Source organism: Brevundimonas sp. LPMIX5 (assembly GCF_003576505.1).
Taxonomy (GTDB): Bacteria; Pseudomonadota; Alphaproteobacteria; order Caulobacterales; family Caulobacteraceae; genus Brevundimonas; species Brevundimonas naejangsanensis.
On sequence record NZ_QWTZ01000001.1, the window covers coordinates 188649 to 207967 of the forward strand.

Below are 19319 nucleotides of genomic sequence, written 5' to 3' on the forward strand. Positions count from 1 at the left end.
CGACCGACTTCACGCGAGAACCCTCACCCTTTGGCTGCTTCGCGCCGCCCTCCGGGTCGCCTTAGCCAATCGCCTTCGGCTCTTGGAGGCTCAAGCCCTCTCCCATCGGGAGAGGGCTTTATATCTTCAGCGCCAGATCCATCGCTTCGGCCAGCGCCTTGGCCCGCCGTTTCGTCTGTTCGCCCAGCAGCATGTCGGCGTATCCGTTGGCGGCGGTGACGCGCAGGGCGCCTTTCTCGACCGTGGCCGTGGCGTTGGCCAGAAGCTGGGGCGAGCGGCCCGACAGGTCGCAGGCCAGCCGCATGGCCAGCCCCAGGGCTCGCGCGCGTTTCTGCCCCTTTTCCGACAGCAGGCGGTCGACTGTTTCCGGCGCGGGCGTGCGGGCCTCGCCGCCATAGCGGGCGTTCATCGCCACGGCCATGAAGGCGCGCTCGGCGTGGGTCTGGCCGGGAATGGGCGACCACAGGACCTGATCGAACACGAGGCTGACGCGGTGGTCGGGGTGCAGGCGCGCGCCCAGGTCCGCCAGGCGGCAGACCGATGAGGTCAGCAGGGCGTCGCGTTCCTCGCCGAACACTTCGGGCAGGGCGGAGATCACGGATTGCAGCCAGCCGTCGAGTGCGCGGGGCAGGGCGGGGTCTACGCCCTGGCGACCGCCCCATGCCGAACACCCGGCCAGCAGGGGATCGACCGCCCGCATGGCGGGGTCCATGCCGTGGTAAAGCAGTCCTTCGCGCACGCCCCAGGCCGAGAAGCAGACAGACGACAGCCCCAGTCTGTCGATCAACCCCTCCAGCACCAGGGCGGCGTAGGGCAGGGTCTCGGCGCGGCGTTTGGACAGGCCGGGCAGCTTCTCCAGCGAGGCGCGGGACTGGCGCGCGACCAGCCGGGCCATGTCTCGGGCGTCGGCGGCGCTCATGGCGTATTGGTGGACGATGCGGATCGGATGCTCGACCATCGCCATATGCATCTGGGCCAGGCTGCGCCAGGCGCCGCCGACGGCGTAGAGCGTCTGCGTGGCGTAATGGTCCTCGATCGGCTCCAGCCGCTTGGCGATGCGGCCGCGCAGGCGGTCGGCGTCGAAGCCTCTGTCGTCCAGCAGGGCGAAGGGGCCCAGCGGCAGGGTCACGCCCTTGCCGCGCGGACCATCCCCGATCCGTGTCAGCTCCAGACTGGCGCCGCCCATGTCGGCGGCCACGCCGCGCGCGCCGGGATCGCCCGCCAGAACGCCCAGCGCCGAATATTTCGCCTCTTCCTCGCCGCTCAGGACGCGGATGTGCAGGCCCGTCTCGGTGGCCACGCGCTCGCAGAATTCAGGGCCGTCCTCGGCCTGACGTACGGCGGCGGTGGCGGCCACCAGCACCTGATCGGGCTGAACGCCCTCGATCACGGCGGCGAAACGGCGCAGCGCTGTCATGGCCATGACCACGCCCGGTTCAGACAGGCGCCGGGTGGCGGCCAGATCGCGGCCCAGACCGGCCAGCACCTTCTCGTTGAACATGGTCCAGACCGCGCGGCCTTCCAGCCGGTACAGCACCAGACGCACCGAGTTGGAGCCGATGTCGATGACGGCGATCTGTTTCGATTCGTATTCGCGCTCGGGGCTCATGAGCGGCGCTTCCGCACCTTGAGACCCGGATAGGACAGGGCGCCGGGCAGGGTCTTCACCTTGCGGCCGCGCCCCGACAGGCTGGGGTTGGTCATGAAGTATTTGTGCGCTGAGAAGGGTCGTTCGGACCCGCTGGGGATCAGCCGTCGATAGGAGCCGTCGGGCTCCAGCACCCAGCTCTGGGCGTCGTCTTTCAGATTGGCGACCATGATCTGATCCAGCACCTGATCGTGGACGGTGGCGTTCAGGATCGGCGTCATCACCTCGACCCGGCGGTCCAGATTGCGCGGCATCCAGTCGGCCGAGGAGATATAGAGCCGCGCCCGGTTGCTGGGCAGGTCGTGGCCGTTGGCGAAAGCGACGATGCGGCTGTGCTCCAGGAAGCGGCCGACGATCGACTTGACCCGGATGTTTTCCGACAGGCCCGTCACGCCGGGGCGCAGGCAGCAGATGCCCCGGATGACCAGTTCGATGCGAACGCCCTGCTGGCTGGCGCGATAGAGGGCGTCGATGATCTCAGGGTCGACCAGGGCGTTCATCTTGGCCCAGATGGCGGCGGGCTTGCCCTTGGCGGCGGCCGACATCTCCTTGCTGATCATTTCGATCAGGCTGGTCTTCATGTTCAGCGGCGAGACGACCAAGGCCTCCAACTCGTCCGGCGCCGCATAGCCGGTGATGTAGTTGAACACCCGCGTGGCGTCGCGGCCCAGCGCCGGATCGCAGGTGAACAGGCTCAGGTCCGTGTAGATCTTGGCCGTGACCGGGTGATAGTTGCCGGTGCCGAAGTGGCAGTAGGTGCGCAGGGATTCGCCCTCGCGCCGCACGACTACGCTCATCTTGGCGTGGGTCTTGTACTCCACGAAGCCGAAGACGACGTGGACGCCCGCCCGCTCCATCTGGCGCGCCCAGCGCAGGTTGGCTTCCTCGTCAAAACGCGCCTTCAGCTCGACCAGGGCGGTGACGTTCTTGCCGTTCTCGGCCGCCTCGATCAGGGCGGCGACGATGGGGCTGTCCTTGGAGGTGCGATAAAGCGTCTGCTTGATGGCGATGACGTGCGGGTCGCGCGCCGCCTGACGCAGGAACTGGACCACCACGTCGAAGCTCTCGAACGGGTGGTGGATCAGCATGTCCTTTTCGCGCACGGCCGCGAAGATGTCTCCGCCGTTGTCACGCACCCGCTCGGGGTAGCGCGGTTCATAGCCCTTGAACTTCAGGTCGGGATGGCCGCTGGGGATCAGTTCGGACAGTTGGGCCAGCCCCAGCATCCCGTCGACCAGCACCACGTCCTGCGGCTGGGCGTGCAACTGGGCGATGATGAAGTCGCGCAGGTCGTCGGGCATGTCCGCCTGAATCTTGATGCGGACGACCGAACCCATGCGGCGCTGCTTCAGCGCCTCCTCGAATTCCATGACCAGGTCTTCGGCTTCTTCCTCGATCTCGATATCGGAATCGCGGATCAGGCGGAACAGGCCCTTTTCCAGGATCTCGCAGCCCGGAAACATGTGGTCGATGAACAGCAGCAGCAGGTTTTCCAGCGAGACGTAGCGCGTCCGCCCCGGCGTCGAACGCCCGTCCGTCGCCAGCGCCCAGAAGCGCCGCACCTGCGTCGGCACCGGCACCAGGGCGTAGAGGACGCGGTTGTCGCTGTTGCGCCTCAGCTTCAGCGCCAGCGAGAAGCCCAGGTTGGGCAGGAAGGGGAAGGGGTGCGCCGGGTCGATGGCCATCGGCGTCAAGACGGCGAACAGCTGGTTCAGGAACTCGGGCTCCAGACGCTCGCGCTCGGTCTTGGTGATGCGGGCGCGTTCGACGATTTCGATCCCGGCGGCCGCCATCTCCTTGCGCAGGACGCGCCACTGGCGCTGTTGTTCGGCCATCAGGCCGCCTGCTGCGGCATTGACCTGCTCCAACTGCTCGGCGGGGGTCAGGCCGTCGGGCGAGACGACGCGGATGCGCTCGCGGAACTGCCCCTTCAGGCCCGCCACGCGGGTCATGAAGAACTCGTCCAGGTTGTTGGCCGAGATGGACAGGAACCGCACCCGCTCCAGCAGGGGGTGGCCCTCGTTCGCGGCTTCTTCCAGCACGCGGCCGTTGAAGGCCAGCCACGACAGCTCGCGGTTGATGAACCGCTCAGGCGAGGCCATCAGCGCCTCGGACAGCTCCAGCTGCGGTGCTCGCGAGGAGGGGACTTCCTCGCCGGTGGTGTCGACGGCGATGGGCGCGATATCGGTCATGATTCCGTTGTCGCGCGCGCCCGTGACGGCTGCAACCGCGATTGTGTCGCGGCGGGGATGAGCGGGTAAGAGGGGAGGGCTATTCCCCGTCCAGCACTTGCCGCGCCAGCACGCGCGTCACGGGCCGGTGCAGGGCGTCCAGGCGGTCGACCACGGCCTCGGCGGCGTCGGCCGAGCGGTCGATGCGGCGGACCAGATAGTCGATCAGTTCATCGGCCGGGGTGATGTTCCGGCTGGCGAAGGCGCGGCGCAGCATGGCGGCGAAGACGACGTCGTCGGGCGCTTCGATCCCCACGGTTCGGATGGCGTTCAGGCGCGAGCGCAGGTCGGGCAGGTCCGTCGCCCACGACGCGGGCGGATCGCGCGACACCAAGAGCAGGGCCCCGCCGCCTGACTGGGTCAGGTTGATCAGGTGGAACAGGCTCTCGTCGTCGGCCTCCTGAGCGTCGTCCAGCAGGACGGGGCGGCCTTCCAGCTCCAGCGGGTCGACCAGGGCCGCCTCGGCCCCGTGCAGGGCGATAGCGCCTGTGCGCTCGACCCAGGCGGCGGCCAGATGGCTCTTGCCGCAACCGGCCGGGCCGAACAGGGCCAGGACGGCGCCGGGCGATTCCGGCCATGCGGCCAGGGTCGCCACGCCCGCTGCGTTCGCCACCGAGATCGCCAGATCCGAGGCGCGCTGGGGCGTCTCCTGCTGCAGCGGCAGGCGCAGTTGTCGGATTTCGGCGGCCGGGGCGTTCATAACGACTGGACCCTAGCCGGGCGGGGGCGCGGGCGTCTCTGTTGATAGGGCGGGATCACGGGGACAACCGGCCTCGCCCTGTGGATGGCGTATCATGGGCGTTTGAGGCGTCAGCCTTGACTTTCGGGGGCGATGATGGGCCTTTCCCCGCTCCTAATTCACGCTGTTCGACAGCCGTTTTCAGACGAAATCCGATATGCACGCCTATCGCACCCACACCTGCGGCGCCCTCCGTTCAACGGATGCGGGCGCGAATGTTCGTCTGTCGGGCTGGATCCACCGTAAGCGCGACCACGGCGGCCTGCTGTTCATCGACCTGCGCGACCACTACGGCCTGACCCAGCTGGTGCTGCACCCCGAGACGCCGGGCTTTGACGTGGTCGAGCGCCTGCGCGCCGAGAGCGTGATCAAGGTCGATGGCGAGGTGGTCCTGCGCGAAGGCTCGACCGTCAACGCCAACCTGCCGACCGGCGAGGTCGAGGTGCGCGTCCTGTCGGTGGAAGTCCTGTCTGAAGCCGCCGAACTGCCGATGCCGGTTTTCGGCGAGCAGGAATATCCGGAAGAAATTCGCCTGAGCAACCGCTTCCTTGACCTGCGTCGTGAGCGTCTGCACCGGAACATCGTCCTGCGGTCGCGCGTGATCCAGTCGATCCGCACCCGCATGGTCGCCCAAGGCTTCCTTGAGTATCAGACGCCGATCCTGACGGCCTCGTCGCCGGAAGGCGCGCGCGATTTCCTGGTGCCGAGCCGGATGCATCCGGGCAAGTTCTACGCCCTGCCGCAGGCCCCGCAGCAGTTCAAGCAACTGCTGATGGTGTCGGGCTTCGACCGCTATTTCCAGATCGCGCCCTGCTTCCGCGACGAAGACCTGCGCGCCGACCGCTCGCTGGAATTCTACCAGCTCGACGTGGAAATGAGCTTCGTCACCCAGGAAGACGTCTTCCAGGCAATTGAGCCGCTGATGCACGGCCTGTTCACCGAGTTCGGCGAAGGCAAGCCGGTGTCGCCGATCGACGGCGTGCAAACCTTCACCAACGACTTCGGCCAGACGATGAAGCACAAGGGCTTCGAGCGCCTGACGTTCGAGCAGTCGATGAAGTGGTACGGCTCGGACAAGCCGGACCTGCGCAACCCGATCAAGATGCAGGACGTGTCCGACCACTTCCGCGACGGCGGTTTCGGCCTGTTCGCCAAGATCCTGGGCGCCGACGAGAAGAACGCCGTCTGGGCCATCCCGGCGCCGACGGGCGGTTCGCGCGCCTTCTGCGACCGCATGAACTCCTGGGCGCAGGGCGAGGGCCAGCCGGGTCTGGGCTACATCTTCTGGTCGGACGACCAGCAGTCGTGGGGCGGTCCGATCGCCAAGAACCTGGGTCAGGAGCCGACCGAGGCTCTGATGTCTTCGCTGGGTCTGGGCAAGGGCGACGCGGCCTTCTTCGTCGCCGGTCAGCCGGGCGTCTTCGCCAAGTTCGCCGGTCTGGCCCGCACCCGCGTCGGCACGGAGCTGAAGCTGGTCGACGAGGACCAGTTCAAGTTCTGCTGGATCGTCGACTTCCCGATGTTCGAATGGTCGGAAGAAGAGAAGAAGGTCGACTTCAGCCACAACCCCTTCTCGATGCCGCAGGGCGGCATGGAGGCGCTGGAGACGCAGGACCCGCTGACCATCCGCGCCTATCAGTACGACATCGTCTGCAACGGCTATGAGCTGTGCTCGGGCGCGATCCGGAACCACAAGGCCGAGATCATGCTGAAGGCCTTCGAGATCGCGGGCTACGATTCCTCGGTGGTCGAAGAGCAGTTCGGCGGCATGTTGAACGCCTTCCGCTATGGCGCGCCGCCGCACGGTGGTCTGGCTCCGGGCATCGACCGTATCGTCATGCTGCTGGCGGGCGAACAGGCCATCCGTGAAGTCATCGCCTTCCCGCTGAACCAGCAGGGCCAGGACCTGCTGATGAGCGCCCCGGCCGAGGTCGAGGAGCGTCAGCTGAAGGAACTGTCGATCCGCACCCAGCTGCCGATTAAGGTCTGATCGGCGCTGCAGCGTCGAATTGGCAAAGGGAGGGGGCGACCCCTCCCTTTTTGCATCCGGGCTTCAGTTGCCTGATGAAATGACCAGGTTGCGCTGACGCGGCGGAACAGGCGGGGCGGGCGGCGCCGGAGGGGCAGGCGGGGTGCGGATGACGCGCACGCCGCTGATACGGCAGTTGCGGGCGGTCATGTCGCCGGGCAGGCGGGTGGCGGCGTCGCCGCACGCCTCGGAGACCTGATCGGCGCTGAGGCCGCGCGCGCGCGTCAGATCCAGACCGCGGATGTCCGTACGGCGCATGGAGGCGCCGCGAAAATCGGTGCGGGTGAAGTCGCCGCCGGACAGCCGCGCGCCGTCCAGATCAGCGTTGCGGAAGGAGGCGCTGTTGAAGTTCCCGCCCGTCAGGTTGGAGGCCTTGATGTCGGCGTTGCTGAAGTCGGCGCCGCTGGCGTTGACGTTGGCCAGGGTGGCGCCGAAAATCTCGGCGTCGTTGAGGCGGGCGCGGGTCAGGACGGCGCTGTTCATGTTCACGCCCTGAAGCTCGGCCCCGCTCAGATTGGCGCCGCTCAGGTCGACGCGGATCAGGACGGCGCCCGTCGCCTCGGCGCCCATCAACTGGACGCCGGTCATTTTGGCGTTGGTGAAGTTCGAGCCGACCAGTTCAGCGCCGCGCAGATTGGCGCCGACCAGGGTGGCCTGGGCGAAGTTGGCGCCGGTCAGGGTGGCGCCCGACAGGTCGCGGCCCGACAGTTCGCAACGCGTGCAGCTTCCACCCAGCGACACCATGCGGGCGACGTCGCGATCCTGGGCCCAGGTCATGTCCACGGCGCCGGCCGTGGCGGGGGCGGCCGCCATCAGTCCCGTGAGGGCTGAGGCGGCGAGGGCCAGACGGCGCAGGGGAGAAATCGAGCGTTTCATCACCCTTATTGAATGCGCCTTAGTCCGTAAAAACCCTACTTAAATCGCGGTAACGAAGGCGACGCTCAACAGGCGGGAATGCGTAGGCCAGAAGGCAGAACCGTGTTCTGGTCGCCGCAGGCCTGATTGAGCTGCGACTGCGTCAGGCCGCGCGCGCGCGCCATTTCGGCGCCCGACAGATTGGTCCCGTTCAGCTTGGCCCCGGTGAAGGAGGCCCCTTCCAGGAAGGTCCCCACGAAGCTGGCGTTGGTCAGGTCGGCGCCGTTGAAGTTGGAGCTGGACAGGACGGCGCCATAGGCCTCGACATCGCGCAGGTCAGAGCGGCTGAAGTTGGTGCGGTTCATCACCGACAGGCTGATGTCCGCCTGACGAATGCGGGCGCCGGACAGGTTCAGGCCGGTGCGCTCCATGCCGGAGAAGTCGCCCTGGAACAGGTTGCATCCGGGGCAGGAGGCGCCGCGACGCACCTGTGCGATCTGCGAGGCGTTCTGCGCCGAGGCGGGCAGGGCCGTCAGCGTCAGGCCGACGGCGGCGAGAAGGGCGATTGCGGGACGGATCATGCGAATGGCTCCAGGCTTTGGGCCTGTTGCAGCAAGAAGCGGGCCGCCGTTTCGGGACAGCCTGTCCCGCTTTGGGCGTCCCGTTTCAGCCCATGAACCTTGTTAGCCCTGAACCTTGGGCGCCGCGCCGCAGGCGCCGCACACGGGCGTCCCGTTCCGGTCCGTCAGCATCAGGTCGCCGCACTCGGGGCAGGGACCAGCCTGTACGGACGGCGTCGTGCGCGCAGAGGGCTCCTTGCGGCCGAAGGGGGCGACGATCAGGTTGTCTGGCGCCGCGCCCCGCGCGAAGCCCTTGGAAATGAAGCGGGCGGCGGGCACGGGCTGGGGCGCTTCGGTCGGCCCCCCATCCATGCCGTCCAGATTGGCGGCCTCCGGCGTGACCTGCGCCAGTTCGCGCCGGTCCAGATAGGAGACGCCCAGCTCGCGGAACACATAGTCGAGGATGGATGTCGCCGAGCGGATGGAGTCATTGCCCGTGACCCGCCCCGACGGTTCGAACCGGGTGAAGACGAAGGCGTCCACGAACTCGTCCAGCGGCACTTCGTACTGCAGGCCGATGGAGATGGCGATGGCGAAGTTGTTCATCATCGAGCGGAAGGCGGCGCCTTCCTTGTGCATGTCGATGAAGATCTCGCCCAGTTCGCCGTCTTCGTATTCGCCGGTATGGATGTAGACCTTGTGGCCGCCCACCGAGGCCTTCTGGATATAGCCCTTGCGGCGGTCGGGCAGGCGGCGGCGGGTGCGGTCGCGCTCGACCACCTTTTCGACCACGCGCTCGACGGTGCGGGGCGCGGGCTCGGGGGATGCTTCGCGGCGCGGGGCCTCCATCTCGGGCAGGCGCAGGCGGAAATCGGCGGGGGCCTCGGCCCGGCGCAGGGCGACGGCGCGTCGGCCGTTCAGCGCGGCGTCAGAAAGGGCGCGGGCCAGATCCAGCCGGTTGGCGCGCCAGTCCAGCGTGACGGGCGTCAGATCGGGCGCGTCGCTGAACGGCTCGACAGCGCGGCGCAGGCCGGCTTCCAGCACCTCGCCGGATTGCGACAGCAGGGGCCGCAGGGCCTCAGGCGCGTCGGCCCAGTCGGACAGATCGGGACGGCCGAAGACGTAATCGGCCGCCGCCCGGATCGCCGCCTCGTCAAAGCCCAGACGCGGCAGCAGGGCCTCGCCCGGCGCCAGGGTGAGGCCCAGAACGTCGCCGATGAAACCCTCGTCCAGCACAGGCGGGGCGAAGGCGGCGGCGAAATCCTCGACCGAGGACAGGGCGCGCTCGATCCCCTCGAGCTCGAGATCGGTGAAGCCCAGTTCGCGCAGGCGGGCGTGGCTGACGCCCGGCGCCTCGGCCAGGGTGCGGCGGCCGAACAGATGGCGCTCGGCCGCCTCGATATCAGCGCCCGCGCGGGTCAGGGCTACGGCCAGGGCGGGGCGGAGGCGACGTTCGACCTCGCCGTCCGCCGTCTGCCAGACATTCGTCGCCGCGAAGGGCGAGACGCCGAGGCGCAAGGCCAGTTCGGCGTCGTCGGCGAACAGGCTGATGGCCGCATGGCGGCGGCCGTGGGCGCGCAGAGCTTCGACCGGCTCGCCGCGTTCGGTCAGGGCGGCGAGGGTTTCGTCCTTCGCCGCCTCCCACTCCACGCAGGGGCCGAGCCGTGCGGCCAGATCGGCCGAGGCGGCGTTGGCGCAGCGCGCGACCTGTGCGGCCACGGCAGCGGCGGGGAGGGCGGGCGCGGCGGGGTCCTGCGACACGGCCCAGTCCGTCAGGCCGCCCAGACCAAAGGCGATGGGGCGTGCGGCGGCGCGGGGGGCCTGCGCGTCCAGCGTCAGGTCCAGCGCCGTAACCAGCAACTCGGTCAGAGCGGCCAACGCCGAGGCGAACGCTTGGGGTAAGGCGGCGGCCAGAGCGGGCAGGTTGATCGCTGCGCGCGCGGCCACGGCTGCATCGGCGGCTGCGTCGGCGTCAGCGGGCGTGAACACGGCGGCGACAGGGCCTTCCAGCGCCGTTTCGGCCAAGGCGAGCGCCAGAGGCCCGCCGGCGGCAACCGTGTCTGGTTGGGCCAGCACGATCAGCGGCGTCTGCGGGGCGTCGGCCGACGGCGCGGCGTTGCTCGACAGGCCCTCGCCCTTGATGGCGCGCAGGATGTCCGCATCGGCGGCGCCGCACTGGCGCGCGACATGGGCGGCGCGGGTCAGGGCGGGGTTGGAGATGGGATCGGCGCAGGCGGCCGCGTCGCCTTCACACCGCGCCACGGCGTCGGCCACATTCGACAGCGCCAGAGCCAGCGCCTCGGCGGCCTGACCGGCCAGCCGGTCGCGGCGCCAGGCGGCGGCCTGCTCGGCCAGACGGCGTTCGGCCTCGGGCTCGGACAGATCCAGATGAAGGGCGGTTGCGGCGGGCGCATCCGCATCGCTGACGGCCGCCAGACCCAGCAGGACCGCGCCCGTTAATTCCGCCTCGAATCGGGCGCACTCGGCGGCGTTGGCGAAGGCGCCGCCCTCGCGCCCTGCGACGGCGAGACGGGCCGCCCAATCGTGCACGGCGCCGTTCAGCGGCAGGTCGGGCTGGGGAGGGGATGATGCATCGGCCCAGTCTATCCACGCTTCGACCTGCACATCGGGCCAGGCCTCGGGCGCCAGCAGGCTCTCGACGGCGTCGGCGCGTTCGATCTCGCGCAGCGCGACGGGGACGGCGGCGCTCAGGGGAGTAAACAGGGGCTTGAAGCGCATCAGGCGTCTCCCACGCTGGAGGTGGAGCGTGTCCTGAAGACAACCTATCGGGCGATCATGACGGCGTTCAATAGATGTTGCGGCTATCGGGGGTGTTGCCCACAAGATGTTGAGGCGTTTCCCGTGCGCTCCGCGCTGGACGTAGGGCGTCGCGGTTTCTATGATCGGCCCGCGCCGCCGGATCTCCCCGGGGCGGTGGATTCGAGTGAGTTCGACGACGTGCTGAGCAAGATCTTCACCTGGTGGAACGGCGCCACGATCGGCACCCTGTTCACCGTTGGCAAACGCGGCCAGCAGGTCGGCACGGACGAGTTCGGCAATCGCTATTACGAATCCCGCGACACCGTCAGCTATGACGGGCGCAAGCGCCGCTGGGTCATCTATGACGGCTATGCCGAAGCGACCAAGGTGCCGCCGGAATGGCAGGGCTGGCTGCGCTACACCTATGACGAGACTCCGGCCGAGCGTCCGCTGCCGCGTCAGGCGTGGGAGAAAGATCACCTGCCGAACATGACGGGCACGCCGATGGCGCGTCGCCCGCAGGGCTCGCTGGCCGCCCTGGGCCAACGCCCGGCCGCCACTGGCGACTATCAGGCCTGGAGCCCGGAATGAGCTTTCGCCATGTCCTGCTGGCCGGGGTGGTCGTCGCGGGACTGGCGATATCGGGCGCCGGCGTGGCCAGCGTCCTGATGGACCTGCCGCAGGATGCGACGCCGGCTCCGGCCGATCCGATCGGCGACATGCTGCGCGACACTACCCGTACGCCGCTGCAGAATCCGCAGGGCCCGGCGACGCAGCCGCAGCAACCGGCGCCGTCCAACAGCCCGTCCATTGTGATGCCGACCGCGCCCGCCGCGACGCCGACGACGCCTGTCATCGTGGCTCAGGGCGAGGAAGTGGCTGTTCAGGAAGAGGCGCCGGACGAAATCCCGGTCGAAGAGGTCGCGCCTGCGCCCACGGAACCGGCCTCGCCGCCGGGCGTGCGTCAGCGCCGCCGCATCGCCGTCATCCAGGCGGTGGACAAGACTACGGCCGAGACCATGCGGTTCGAAGTCGAGGTGGGCGGCCGTCCGGTGCGGTTCGGCAGGACCCTGCTGTTCAAGGCCCGCGCCTGCGAGGTCTCGGCCTCCGACGAAATGACCGAGGACGCCATCGCCTATATGGAGGTCGGAGTTCAGCCGCGTGGTCTGGCGGCGCCGACCGAGGCGCGCCAGGTGTTCAAGGGCTGGATGTTCGCCTCATCGCCCAGCGTCAGCGGCCTGCAGCACCCGGTCTATGACGCCTGGGTGGTGGGCTGTAAGGCGTAGGCCACGGCGTCGGCCCCGCTCAGGGGCGCTGTGAAGGCGTCCATGTCGGGCGTGGCCTGCATGGCCCAGGGCAGCATCCGTAAGTAAGCCTCCTGCGGCGTTTCCACGGCGCCGAACTGGCCCAGATGTTCGGTCAGGAACTGGGTGTCCAGCAGCCGCCAGCCGCCCTTTTTCAGGCGCGCGACCAGATGGACCAGGGCAAGCTTTGACGCATCCGTCGCTCGGCTGAACATGCTCTCGCCGAAGAAGGCGCCGCCCAGCGTCACGCCGTAAAGACCGCCGACCAGCGCCTCGTCCCGCCAGCATTCGATGCTGTGGGCGAAACCGCGCTGATGCAGTTCGACATAGAGGCGGCGGATCGGGGCGTTGATCCAGGTGTCCTCGCGGCCCGGCGCAGAGGCGGCGCAGGCGTCCAGCACGGCCGCGAAGGCCGTGTTGACCCGCACGTCGAACGGCTCGCCCCGCACGGTGCGGCGCAGGCGCGAGGGGATGTGAAAGCGATCCAGCGGTATCAGGCCGCGCTGGTCCGGCTCGACCAGAAAGACGCGCGGATCGTCGTGCGCCTCGGCCATCGGGAAGACGCCCCGCGCATAGCAGGCGAGCAGCGCCTCCGGTCCGAAGACGTCAGAGGCGCCGCTCGCGCTGAAGCCGGGCTCGTCCAAGAGGGGTTAGGCCTTGGCCTTCTGAGCCGCCGCCCACTTCTCCAGCCAGTGGATGTCATAGTCGCCCGACAGAATGTCTGGCTCCTGCAACAGCTTCTGGAACAGGGGGATGGTGGTGTCGACGCCGCTGATGATCGTCTCGCCCAACGAACGCTTGAGACGGGCCAGCGCTTCCTCACGGTCGCGGCCGTGAACGATCAGCTTGCCGATCAGGCTGTCGTAATAGGGCGGGATCGAATAGCCGGCGTAGATGGCGCTATCCAGACGCACGCCCAGACCGCCCGGCGCGTGGAACTCGGTGATCGTGCCCGGCGAGGGGGTGAAGGTGTCCGGGTTCTCTGCGTTGATCCGCACCTCGATGGCGTGGCCCTCGAAGGTGATGTCTTCCTGCGTGAACGACAGCGGCAGGCCCGCAGCAATGCGGATCTGTTCGCGCACCAGATCGACGCCGGTGATCATCTCGGTGACCGGATGTTCGACCTGCAGGCGGGTATTCATTTCGATGAAGAAGAACTCGCCGTCTTCCCACAGGAACTCGATGGTCCCGGCGCCCAGATAGCCGATGGCGGCGATGGCCTTGTTGACCGTCTCGCCGATCTTGATCCGGCCTTCAGCGGAAAGCGCGGGAGAGGGGGCCTCTTCCAGCACCTTCTGGTGACGGCGCTGCAGCGAGCAGTCGCGTTCGCCCAGGTGGACGACGTTGCCGTGGCTGTCGGCGATTACCTGGATCTCGATGTGGCGCGGCTTCTGGAGATAGCGCTCCATATAGACGGCGCCGTTGCCGAAGGCGGCCAGGGCCTCGGCCTGGGCCGTCTGCACGGCCTCGACCAGATCGTCGGCCGTCTGGGCCACCTTCATGCCGCGACCGCCACCGCCGGCGGCCGCCTTGACGATCAGGGGGAAGCCGATGGCCTTGGACGCCTCGATGGCCTGTTCGACCGTCTCGACCTCACCGTCAGAGCCGGGGACGACGGGAATGCCCGCGTCCTTCACCGCCTGCTTGGCGGTGATCTTGTCGCCCATGATCCGGATGTGGTCCGGCTTGGGACCGATGAAGGTCATGCCGTGGGCTTCGATGATCTCGGCGAAGCGGGCGTTCTCGGCCAGGAAGCCGTAGCCGGGGTGGATCGCCTGGGCGCCGGTGATTTCCGCCGCCGCGATGATCGAGGGGATGTTCAGATAGGACTTGGCCGCCGGCGCGGGGCCGATGCAGACGCTCTCATCGGCCAGACGCACCCACATGGCGCCGCGATCGGCCTCGGAGTGAACGGCGACGGTGGAGATTCCCATCTCCTTGCATGCGCGGTGGATGCGCAGCGCGATCTCGCCCCGGTTGGCGATCAGGACCTTGGTGAACATGGGGCTCAGGCTTCCAGAACGACCAGGGCTTCGCCGAACTCGACCGGTTGGGCGTCGCCCACCAGGATCTCAGCCACCACGCCGTCGCGCGGCGCCTGGATCGGGTTCATCGTCTTCATGGCTTCGACGATCAGCAGGGTCTGGCCCTTCTTGACCTTGTCGCCGGTCTTGATGAAGGGGTCCGAACCCGGCGCGGGTTGCAGATAGGCGGTGCCGACCATCGGCGACTTCACCTCTTCGCCCGAACGGGCGACGATGGTGGTGGCGTCAGCGGCCATCGGCGCGGCAGGCGCGGCGGCCGGGGCAGCGTGAGCGACCGGCGCAGGGGCGGCGGCGTACTGAATCGGGGTGGCGGCGACGGTGACTTCGCGCTTGACCTTGATTTTCAGATCGCCGCGCTCGACTTCGATCTCGGTCAGATCGGTGTCGTTCAGGATGTCGGCCAGGCTGCGGACCAGTTCGGCGTCGATGTGGTTGTTCTTGTCGTCGGACATGGGGGTCTCTTCTAATTGATCTTCAGACGGCGCGCGGCGGTCAGCCCTTGGCCCCGGCGCGACGCGCCAGGTCCAGAGCGGCCCGGACGGCCAATTCATAGCTGCGGGGGCCGAAGCCGGCGATCACGCCGGTCGCGGCCAGGGACACATAGGAGTGATGCCGAAACGCCTCGCGCGCGGCGGGGTTCGACAGGTGGCATTCGACCACGGGGATGCTTAGCGTCTTCAACGCGTCCAGCAGGGCCACCGAGGTGTGGGTGAAGGCGGCCGGATTGATGACAAGGGCGTCGGCCTCCGTGCGGGCCTCCTGGATCCAGTCGACCAGCTGGCCTTCATGATTCGACTGACGGAAAACGACGCGGGCGCCGTCGGCCGCCGCCTCGCACATGGCCTGAACGTCGGCCAGCGTCTCGCGGCCATAGATATCCGGCTCCCGAACCCCCAGCAGGTTCAGGTTCGGCCCATTCAGGACATACAGGGTGAGAGTTTCGGGCATTCGCTCGCAAAACAGGCGCGCCGCCGCGCGGAATCGAGCGCGCGTTGTAGCCCAGGTGGCGCGCGGCGCAAAGCGGGCGAGGAAAAAGGGTGACGTAGGGGGAGAGAAGCTCAGGAAAGTGGAACGATGGTGTCGCCGTGTGTGTGGATCCGTCGCCCTATGCGGCAAGCGTGTCGGCCGTCACGAATCTCGAACTCGACAGGCGATCTATCCGCGATGTCGTAGACCGTTATTGCATCGCCTTGTTCTATAACAAGATATCCTGGACTTCCAAACGTACAGCGCCCGCCGCTTGTCTGATGGAAATTGCAGCGAATAGACCCCTTCTCGGTACGGATTAGCCAGTCGCCAATAAGCAAGCTATTTGCAAATTTTTCACGATGAGTGAGCGTTGGCGCAATAGAAGGGCAAGGAACTTGACCTGAAGCTTCTGCACGCACGTATGTCCATAGCATTTCTGGCACAATCGAATGTTGTTCGGCTGAAGCTAATGCAGCGCCCGCGACTATGCTTGCGCTTGCAAGGATCATGGAGTTTACAAGGATATTTAAAGTAAGCTTCATTCCCGTCTCCAAATTCGACGTGTAGACTGGATAATTGATCAGTGCGGTTCAATCAAAAAATTGCGGGTATGCTAAAAGCAGATTTTAACCGCGGGATTTGATGTCTCACGCTTGAACACCCATTATCTGATGTCTCCGAAGAGGCTTTGCCTCTCTACCCAGCATGTTTGGAGCGAACAGTTTGCGTATCGAAGTCAACGGCGAGGCGCGGGACACCGCAGCCACGACCATTCTGGGCCTGGTTCAGGAGTTGTCGCTGGACCCCAAGAAGGTGGCGGTCGAGCGCAATCTGGAGATCGTGCCGCGCTCGCTGCACGGCGAGACGGCGCTGGCCGAGGGCGACAGGATCGAACTGGTGCAGTTCGTGGGCGGCGGCTGAGGCCGCCCCATGCTCCGCTCATCCCGGCGGACGCCGGGATCCAGTGAGAGCCTCAAGCGCAACTCCTGAAGGGCGTGCCCATAGCCAAAGGACTGGATCCCGGCGTCCGCCGGGATGAGCGGGAAGGGGAGGCCGGGGCATCAAATCCCGCAACGGCGCTTCCCCCCGGCGGCGGGCGGCGCTAGGTCAGAAGCATGACTGACACCGCTCCCCGCACCGACAGCTGGACCGTCGCCGGCCGCACCTTCAACTCGCGCCTGATCGTGGGCACAGGCAAGTATCGCGACTACGCCCAGAACGCGGCGGCGGCCGAGGCGTCTGGCGCCGAGATGGTCACCGTGGCCGTGCGCCGGGTGAACCTGACCGATCCGAACCAGCCGGTGCTGACGGACTTCATCGACCCGACGAAATACACCTATCTGCCCAATACGGCGGGCTGTTTCACCGGCGAGGACGCCGTGCGGACCCTGCGTCTGGCGCGCGAGGCGGGCGGCTGGACCCTGGTCAAGCTGGAGGTTCTGGCGGATCCCAAGACCCTGTTCCCGGACATGGAAGAGACGCTGCGGTCGCTGAAGCTGCTGACCGCCGAGGGCTTCGAGGTCATGGTCTATTGCACCGACGACCCGGTCTATGCGCGCAAGCTGGAGGACGCGGGGGCCGTGGCCATCATGCCGCTGGGCGCGCCGATCGGCTCGGGGCTGGGGGTGCAGAACCCGATCAATATCCGCCTGATCGTCGAGCAATCGAAGGTGCCGGTGCTGGTCGACGCGGGCGTCGGCACGGCCTCGGACGCCGCCATCGCGATGGAGTTGGGCTGCGACGGCGTGCTGATGAACACGGCCATCGCCGAGGCGCGCGATCCGCTGCTGATGGCCAGCGCCATGAAGCACGCGGTCATCGCCGGGCGCGAATCCTATCTGGCCGGACGGATGAAGAAGCGGTTCTACGCTGATCCGTCATCGCCGCTGGCGGGGCTGATCTGAAGATGAAGCGGGGCTGACCGAACGGTCAGCCCTTTTTCTTGGCAGCCTCGATCAGGGCGCCGACTTCGCGCGGGTCGATGCCGGGGCTGGCGACGCCGTTGATGAAGAAGGTCGGCGTGCCCTGCAGGCCCAGCGCCGCCGCCGCCGTGTGGATGTCGGTGACGTGGCGCGCCATCTCGGGGGCCGAGATGGCGGCGTTGGCCTTGGTCATGTCGACGCCGTTGTCGGCCAGGATGCGGTCGATGGCGGCGCGGTCCAGCGCGCGCTCGGCCATCAGGGCGTCATAGACGGCCAGGTATTTGCCCTGCTGATGCGCGGCCAGGGCGGCGCGCGCGGCGTATTGGGACGTCACGTCCTCGCCCCGGTCCAGGATCGGCCAGTCCTTAAAGACAAAGCGCACCTCCGGGTGGGCGGCCATCAGGGCGCGGTATTCGGGCGCGACCGCCTTGCAGCCCGGGCAGCGGAAGTCGAAGAACTCGATCACCGTCACCTTGGCGTTCTCGGGTCCGAAGGCGGGGTCGCGCGGATCGGCGGCCAGCAGGGTCGGATTGGCGGCGGCGGCGGCGTTGATGCTCTGAACGCGCGATTGGGATTCCGCCGTTTCACGTGCGGCCAGCACTTCGTCCAGCACCTGCGGGTTCTGGATCAGATAGGCCCGCACCCGCTCGCCGAAACCGCCGGTCAGATAGGGCGCCGCCGACAGCGCCAGTGCGACGGCCGACATGCCTGCGGCGGCCCAGCCCAGCGTCGTGCCCGACAGCCCCAGGCGCGCCTTCTTCGGCGTGGCGGTCGGGGTCGGTTCGGGGCGCGCGTCGTCAGTCATCAGCATCTCGTCTTATCAGGCAGTGCAGCAGGGGGCGGGAAGGGCTCACTCCCCGCCGGGCGGGATGACGCCGGAGCGGCTGCGCTGTTCATTGCGGCGCTCGGCGTCGGTGATGTCCTTCTCGGTCGCGCCCGAGGCCAGGACGATGTCGGTGGCGCGGCGCCATTCGATGGAGTTGCGGTCCAGCATGTCGCGCGCGCGCATGGCGAACTGGGCCGCCTGTTCGGAACGGCGCAGGGCGAACCAGTATTCAGCCGAGGCCAGGCGCGCCTCGCCCTCCTTGCCCTGGCTGGAGTAGGCCTGAGACAGCAGGCGCCAGGCCAGGTTGTTATCGCCTTCGAGCGCCAGGGCGCGCTTCAGCTGGTTTTCGGCTTCGGTCAGCCGGGCCGTGTCATTGGTTTCGATCAGGGCGTGGGCCAGGTTGATGCGCAGCAGGGGCGCGTCCGGCTTCAGCTCAACGGAGCGTTCATGGGCCCCGATGGCCTCGGCTGGCCGGCCTTCCTCGAACAGGATCTGACCCTTGAGCTCCCAGAAGTAGGGGTTTTCGGGCTGTTCGGTCAGCAGGACGTCGACCGCGTCCAGGGCCTTCTGCGTCTGGCCGTCGCGATACCAGGCGATGGCGCGGGCGTAGCGGGCGGGTAGGGAAGTGTCGCTGGATGGATAGTCGCGCAAGGTGGCGTTGGGCGCGTCCATGAAGGCGCTGATCTTGGCTACGACGAGGGCGTGTTCAGCCATGCGCTGCGGGCTGTCGCGCTTCTCATAGTTGGAGGCGGCTTCGACGGGGCGACGCAGGGCCTCGATCCGCTGTGACGACAAGGGGTGGCTGCGGAAATAGGGATAGCGCCGCTGATCCGAGAAGATTTCCTGCGAGCGGAAGTTCTCGAAGAACTCGACCATCCCGCGCCCGGATTCCCCGGCGCGTTCCAGAGCGCGGGCGCCGGTGATGTCGGCCTCGCCTTCCTGACTCTGCATGTAGCGCAGGGCGCCGAGCGTGCCGAAATACTGGCTGGAGGCCAAAAGGGCCGCGCCCGCGTCCGGGGCGCCCGCGATCGCGGCCAGGGCGCCCAGCGCCATGGTCATGATCATCGGCTGCATCCCGGCGTTCTGGGCGCCGTCGCGCAGGGTGTGGCGGTTCTTGATGTGGCCGGCCTCGTGAGCGATCACGCCCAGAAGCTGATTGGGGCTCTTGGTCCGCAGGATAAGGCCGGTGTTCAACCCCATGATCCGCCCGCGCGTGGCGAAGGCGTTCAGGTCGTTGTCGTTGACCAGCAGGATCTCGACCTCGTTCGGATCAAGACCCATGGCGTCCAGCACCGGCTCGGACCAGTCATGGATGATGCCTTCGATCTCGGTGTCCCGGATCAGGCTCTGGGCCTGCGCGGAAACAGCCGAGGTCAGCACCGCAAGGGCGCCGACCCCGGCGGCCAGATAGCGCCGGAAGCGGGGTGCGGC

The 19319-nt window shown here is 67.6% G+C and carries 18 protein-coding genes; 5 read left to right on the forward strand and 13 right to left on the reverse strand.

Going from position 1 to position 19319, the window contains the following annotated elements:
• Window positions 1-118: 118 nt before the first annotated feature.
• The 3 genes from D1604_RS00940 to D1604_RS00950 all read right to left on the reverse strand — a co-directional run bounded on the left by D1604_RS00940 (window position 119) and on the right by D1604_RS00950 (window position 4579).
• Entirely contained in the window at window positions 119-1609 is a 1491-nt protein-coding gene (locus D1604_RS00940; protein WP_119411818.1) for a Ppx/GppA phosphatase family protein, read from the reverse strand.
• The gene (locus D1604_RS00945) at window positions 1606-3840 is read right to left on the reverse strand and encodes an RNA degradosome polyphosphate kinase (protein WP_119411819.1); all 2235 of its coding nucleotides are present in this window, start codon (window positions 3838-3840) and stop codon (window positions 1606-1608) included. The genes D1604_RS00940 and D1604_RS00945 overlap by 4 nt, the downstream gene beginning before the upstream one ends.
• Window positions 3841-3919: 79 nt before the next feature.
• Window positions 3920-4579 (reverse strand): DnaA ATPase domain-containing protein, encoded by a 660-nt coding sequence (locus tag D1604_RS00950; RefSeq protein WP_119411820.1) that lies wholly within the window; start codon window positions 4577-4579, stop codon window positions 3920-3922.
• Window positions 4580-4775: 196 nt separating this feature from the next.
• Between D1604_RS00950 and aspS the strand changes: the two genes are divergently transcribed.
• A complete protein-coding gene (aspS, locus tag D1604_RS00955) occupies window positions 4776-6608 on the forward strand; it encodes an aspartate--tRNA ligase (RefSeq protein WP_119411821.1) in 1833 nt (610 codons plus the stop codon).
• Between the two features lie 63 nt (window positions 6609-6671).
• Here the strand turns inward: aspS and D1604_RS00960 are convergent, their stop codons facing one another.
• The 3 genes from D1604_RS00960 to D1604_RS00970 all read right to left on the reverse strand — a co-directional run bounded on the left by D1604_RS00960 (window position 6672) and on the right by D1604_RS00970 (window position 10801).
• A complete protein-coding gene (locus D1604_RS00960) occupies window positions 6672-7523 on the reverse strand; it encodes a pentapeptide repeat-containing protein (protein ID WP_119411822.1) in 852 nt (283 codons plus the stop codon).
• 65 nt (window positions 7524-7588) lie between these two features.
• Window positions 7589-8083, reverse strand: coding sequence for a pentapeptide repeat-containing protein (locus tag D1604_RS00965; protein ID WP_119411823.1), 495 nt, complete (start codon window positions 8081-8083; stop codon window positions 7589-7591).
• A 102-nt stretch (window positions 8084-8185) separates the two neighbouring features.
• The gene (locus D1604_RS00970; protein ID WP_119411824.1) at window positions 8186-10801 is read right to left on the reverse strand and encodes a TSCPD domain-containing protein; all 2616 of its coding nucleotides are present in this window, start codon (window positions 10799-10801) and stop codon (window positions 8186-8188) included.
• 219 nt (window positions 10802-11020) lie between these two features.
• On the opposite strand from D1604_RS00970, the gene D1604_RS00975 reads away from it, so the two are divergent.
• Both D1604_RS00975 and D1604_RS00980 read left to right on the forward strand, forming a co-directional pair.
• Entirely contained in the window at window positions 11021-11413 is a 393-nt protein-coding gene (locus D1604_RS00975; protein WP_024352998.1) for an NADH:ubiquinone oxidoreductase subunit NDUFA12, read from the forward strand.
• On the forward strand, window positions 11410-12108 hold the full coding sequence (locus D1604_RS00980; protein ID WP_119411825.1) for a DUF2155 domain-containing protein: 699 nt from the start codon (window positions 11410-11412) through the stop codon (window positions 12106-12108). The genes D1604_RS00975 and D1604_RS00980 overlap by 4 nt, the downstream gene beginning before the upstream one ends.
• On the opposite strand, the gene aat is transcribed toward D1604_RS00980, so the two are convergent.
• From aat to D1604_RS15540, 5 genes are all read right to left on the reverse strand, one after another.
• Window positions 12075-12770 carry a leucyl/phenylalanyl-tRNA--protein transferase gene (gene aat, locus D1604_RS00985; protein WP_119411826.1) on the reverse strand — a complete coding sequence of 232 codons (696 nt, stop codon included), beginning with the start codon at window positions 12768-12770 and terminating at the stop codon, window positions 12075-12077. The two genes, D1604_RS00980 and aat, sit on opposite strands and share 34 nt — an antisense overlap.
• A gap of 6 nt (window positions 12771-12776) precedes the next feature.
• Window positions 12777-14129 carry an acetyl-CoA carboxylase biotin carboxylase subunit gene (gene accC, locus D1604_RS00990; RefSeq protein WP_119411827.1) on the reverse strand — a complete coding sequence of 451 codons (1353 nt, stop codon included), beginning with the start codon at window positions 14127-14129 and terminating at the stop codon, window positions 12777-12779.
• Between the two features lie 5 nt (window positions 14130-14134).
• Window positions 14135-14623: an acetyl-CoA carboxylase biotin carboxyl carrier protein gene (gene accB, locus D1604_RS00995; protein ID WP_119411828.1), complete on the reverse strand. Its 489-nt coding sequence runs from the start codon at window positions 14621-14623 to the stop codon at window positions 14135-14137.
• Between the two features lie 40 nt (window positions 14624-14663).
• Window positions 14664-15119 (reverse strand): type II 3-dehydroquinate dehydratase, encoded by a 456-nt coding sequence (aroQ, locus tag D1604_RS01000; protein WP_119411829.1) that lies wholly within the window; start codon window positions 15117-15119, stop codon window positions 14664-14666.
• Window positions 15120-15229: 110 nt separating this feature from the next.
• A complete protein-coding gene (locus tag D1604_RS15540) occupies window positions 15230-15682 on the reverse strand; it encodes a hypothetical protein (RefSeq protein ID WP_147399858.1) in 453 nt (150 codons plus the stop codon).
• 181 nt (window positions 15683-15863) lie between these two features.
• Between D1604_RS15540 and thiS the strand changes: the two genes are divergently transcribed.
• Entirely contained in the window at window positions 15864-16061 is a 198-nt protein-coding gene (thiS, locus tag D1604_RS01005) for a sulfur carrier protein ThiS (protein ID WP_003168098.1), read from the forward strand.
• 194 nt (window positions 16062-16255) lie between these two features.
• A complete protein-coding gene (locus D1604_RS01010; protein ID WP_119411830.1) occupies window positions 16256-17044 on the forward strand; it encodes a thiazole synthase in 789 nt (262 codons plus the stop codon).
• Between the two features lie 25 nt (window positions 17045-17069).
• Here the strand turns inward: D1604_RS01010 and D1604_RS01015 are convergent, their stop codons facing one another.
• Window positions 17070-17867, reverse strand: a complete 798-nt coding sequence (locus D1604_RS01015) for a thioredoxin domain-containing protein (protein ID WP_119411841.1) — start codon at window positions 17865-17867, stop codon at window positions 17070-17072.
• Between the two features lie 45 nt (window positions 17868-17912).
• Window positions 17913-19319: M48 family metalloprotease (locus tag D1604_RS01020; RefSeq protein ID WP_233551791.1), on the reverse strand; the 1407-nt coding region annotated here is incomplete at its 5' end.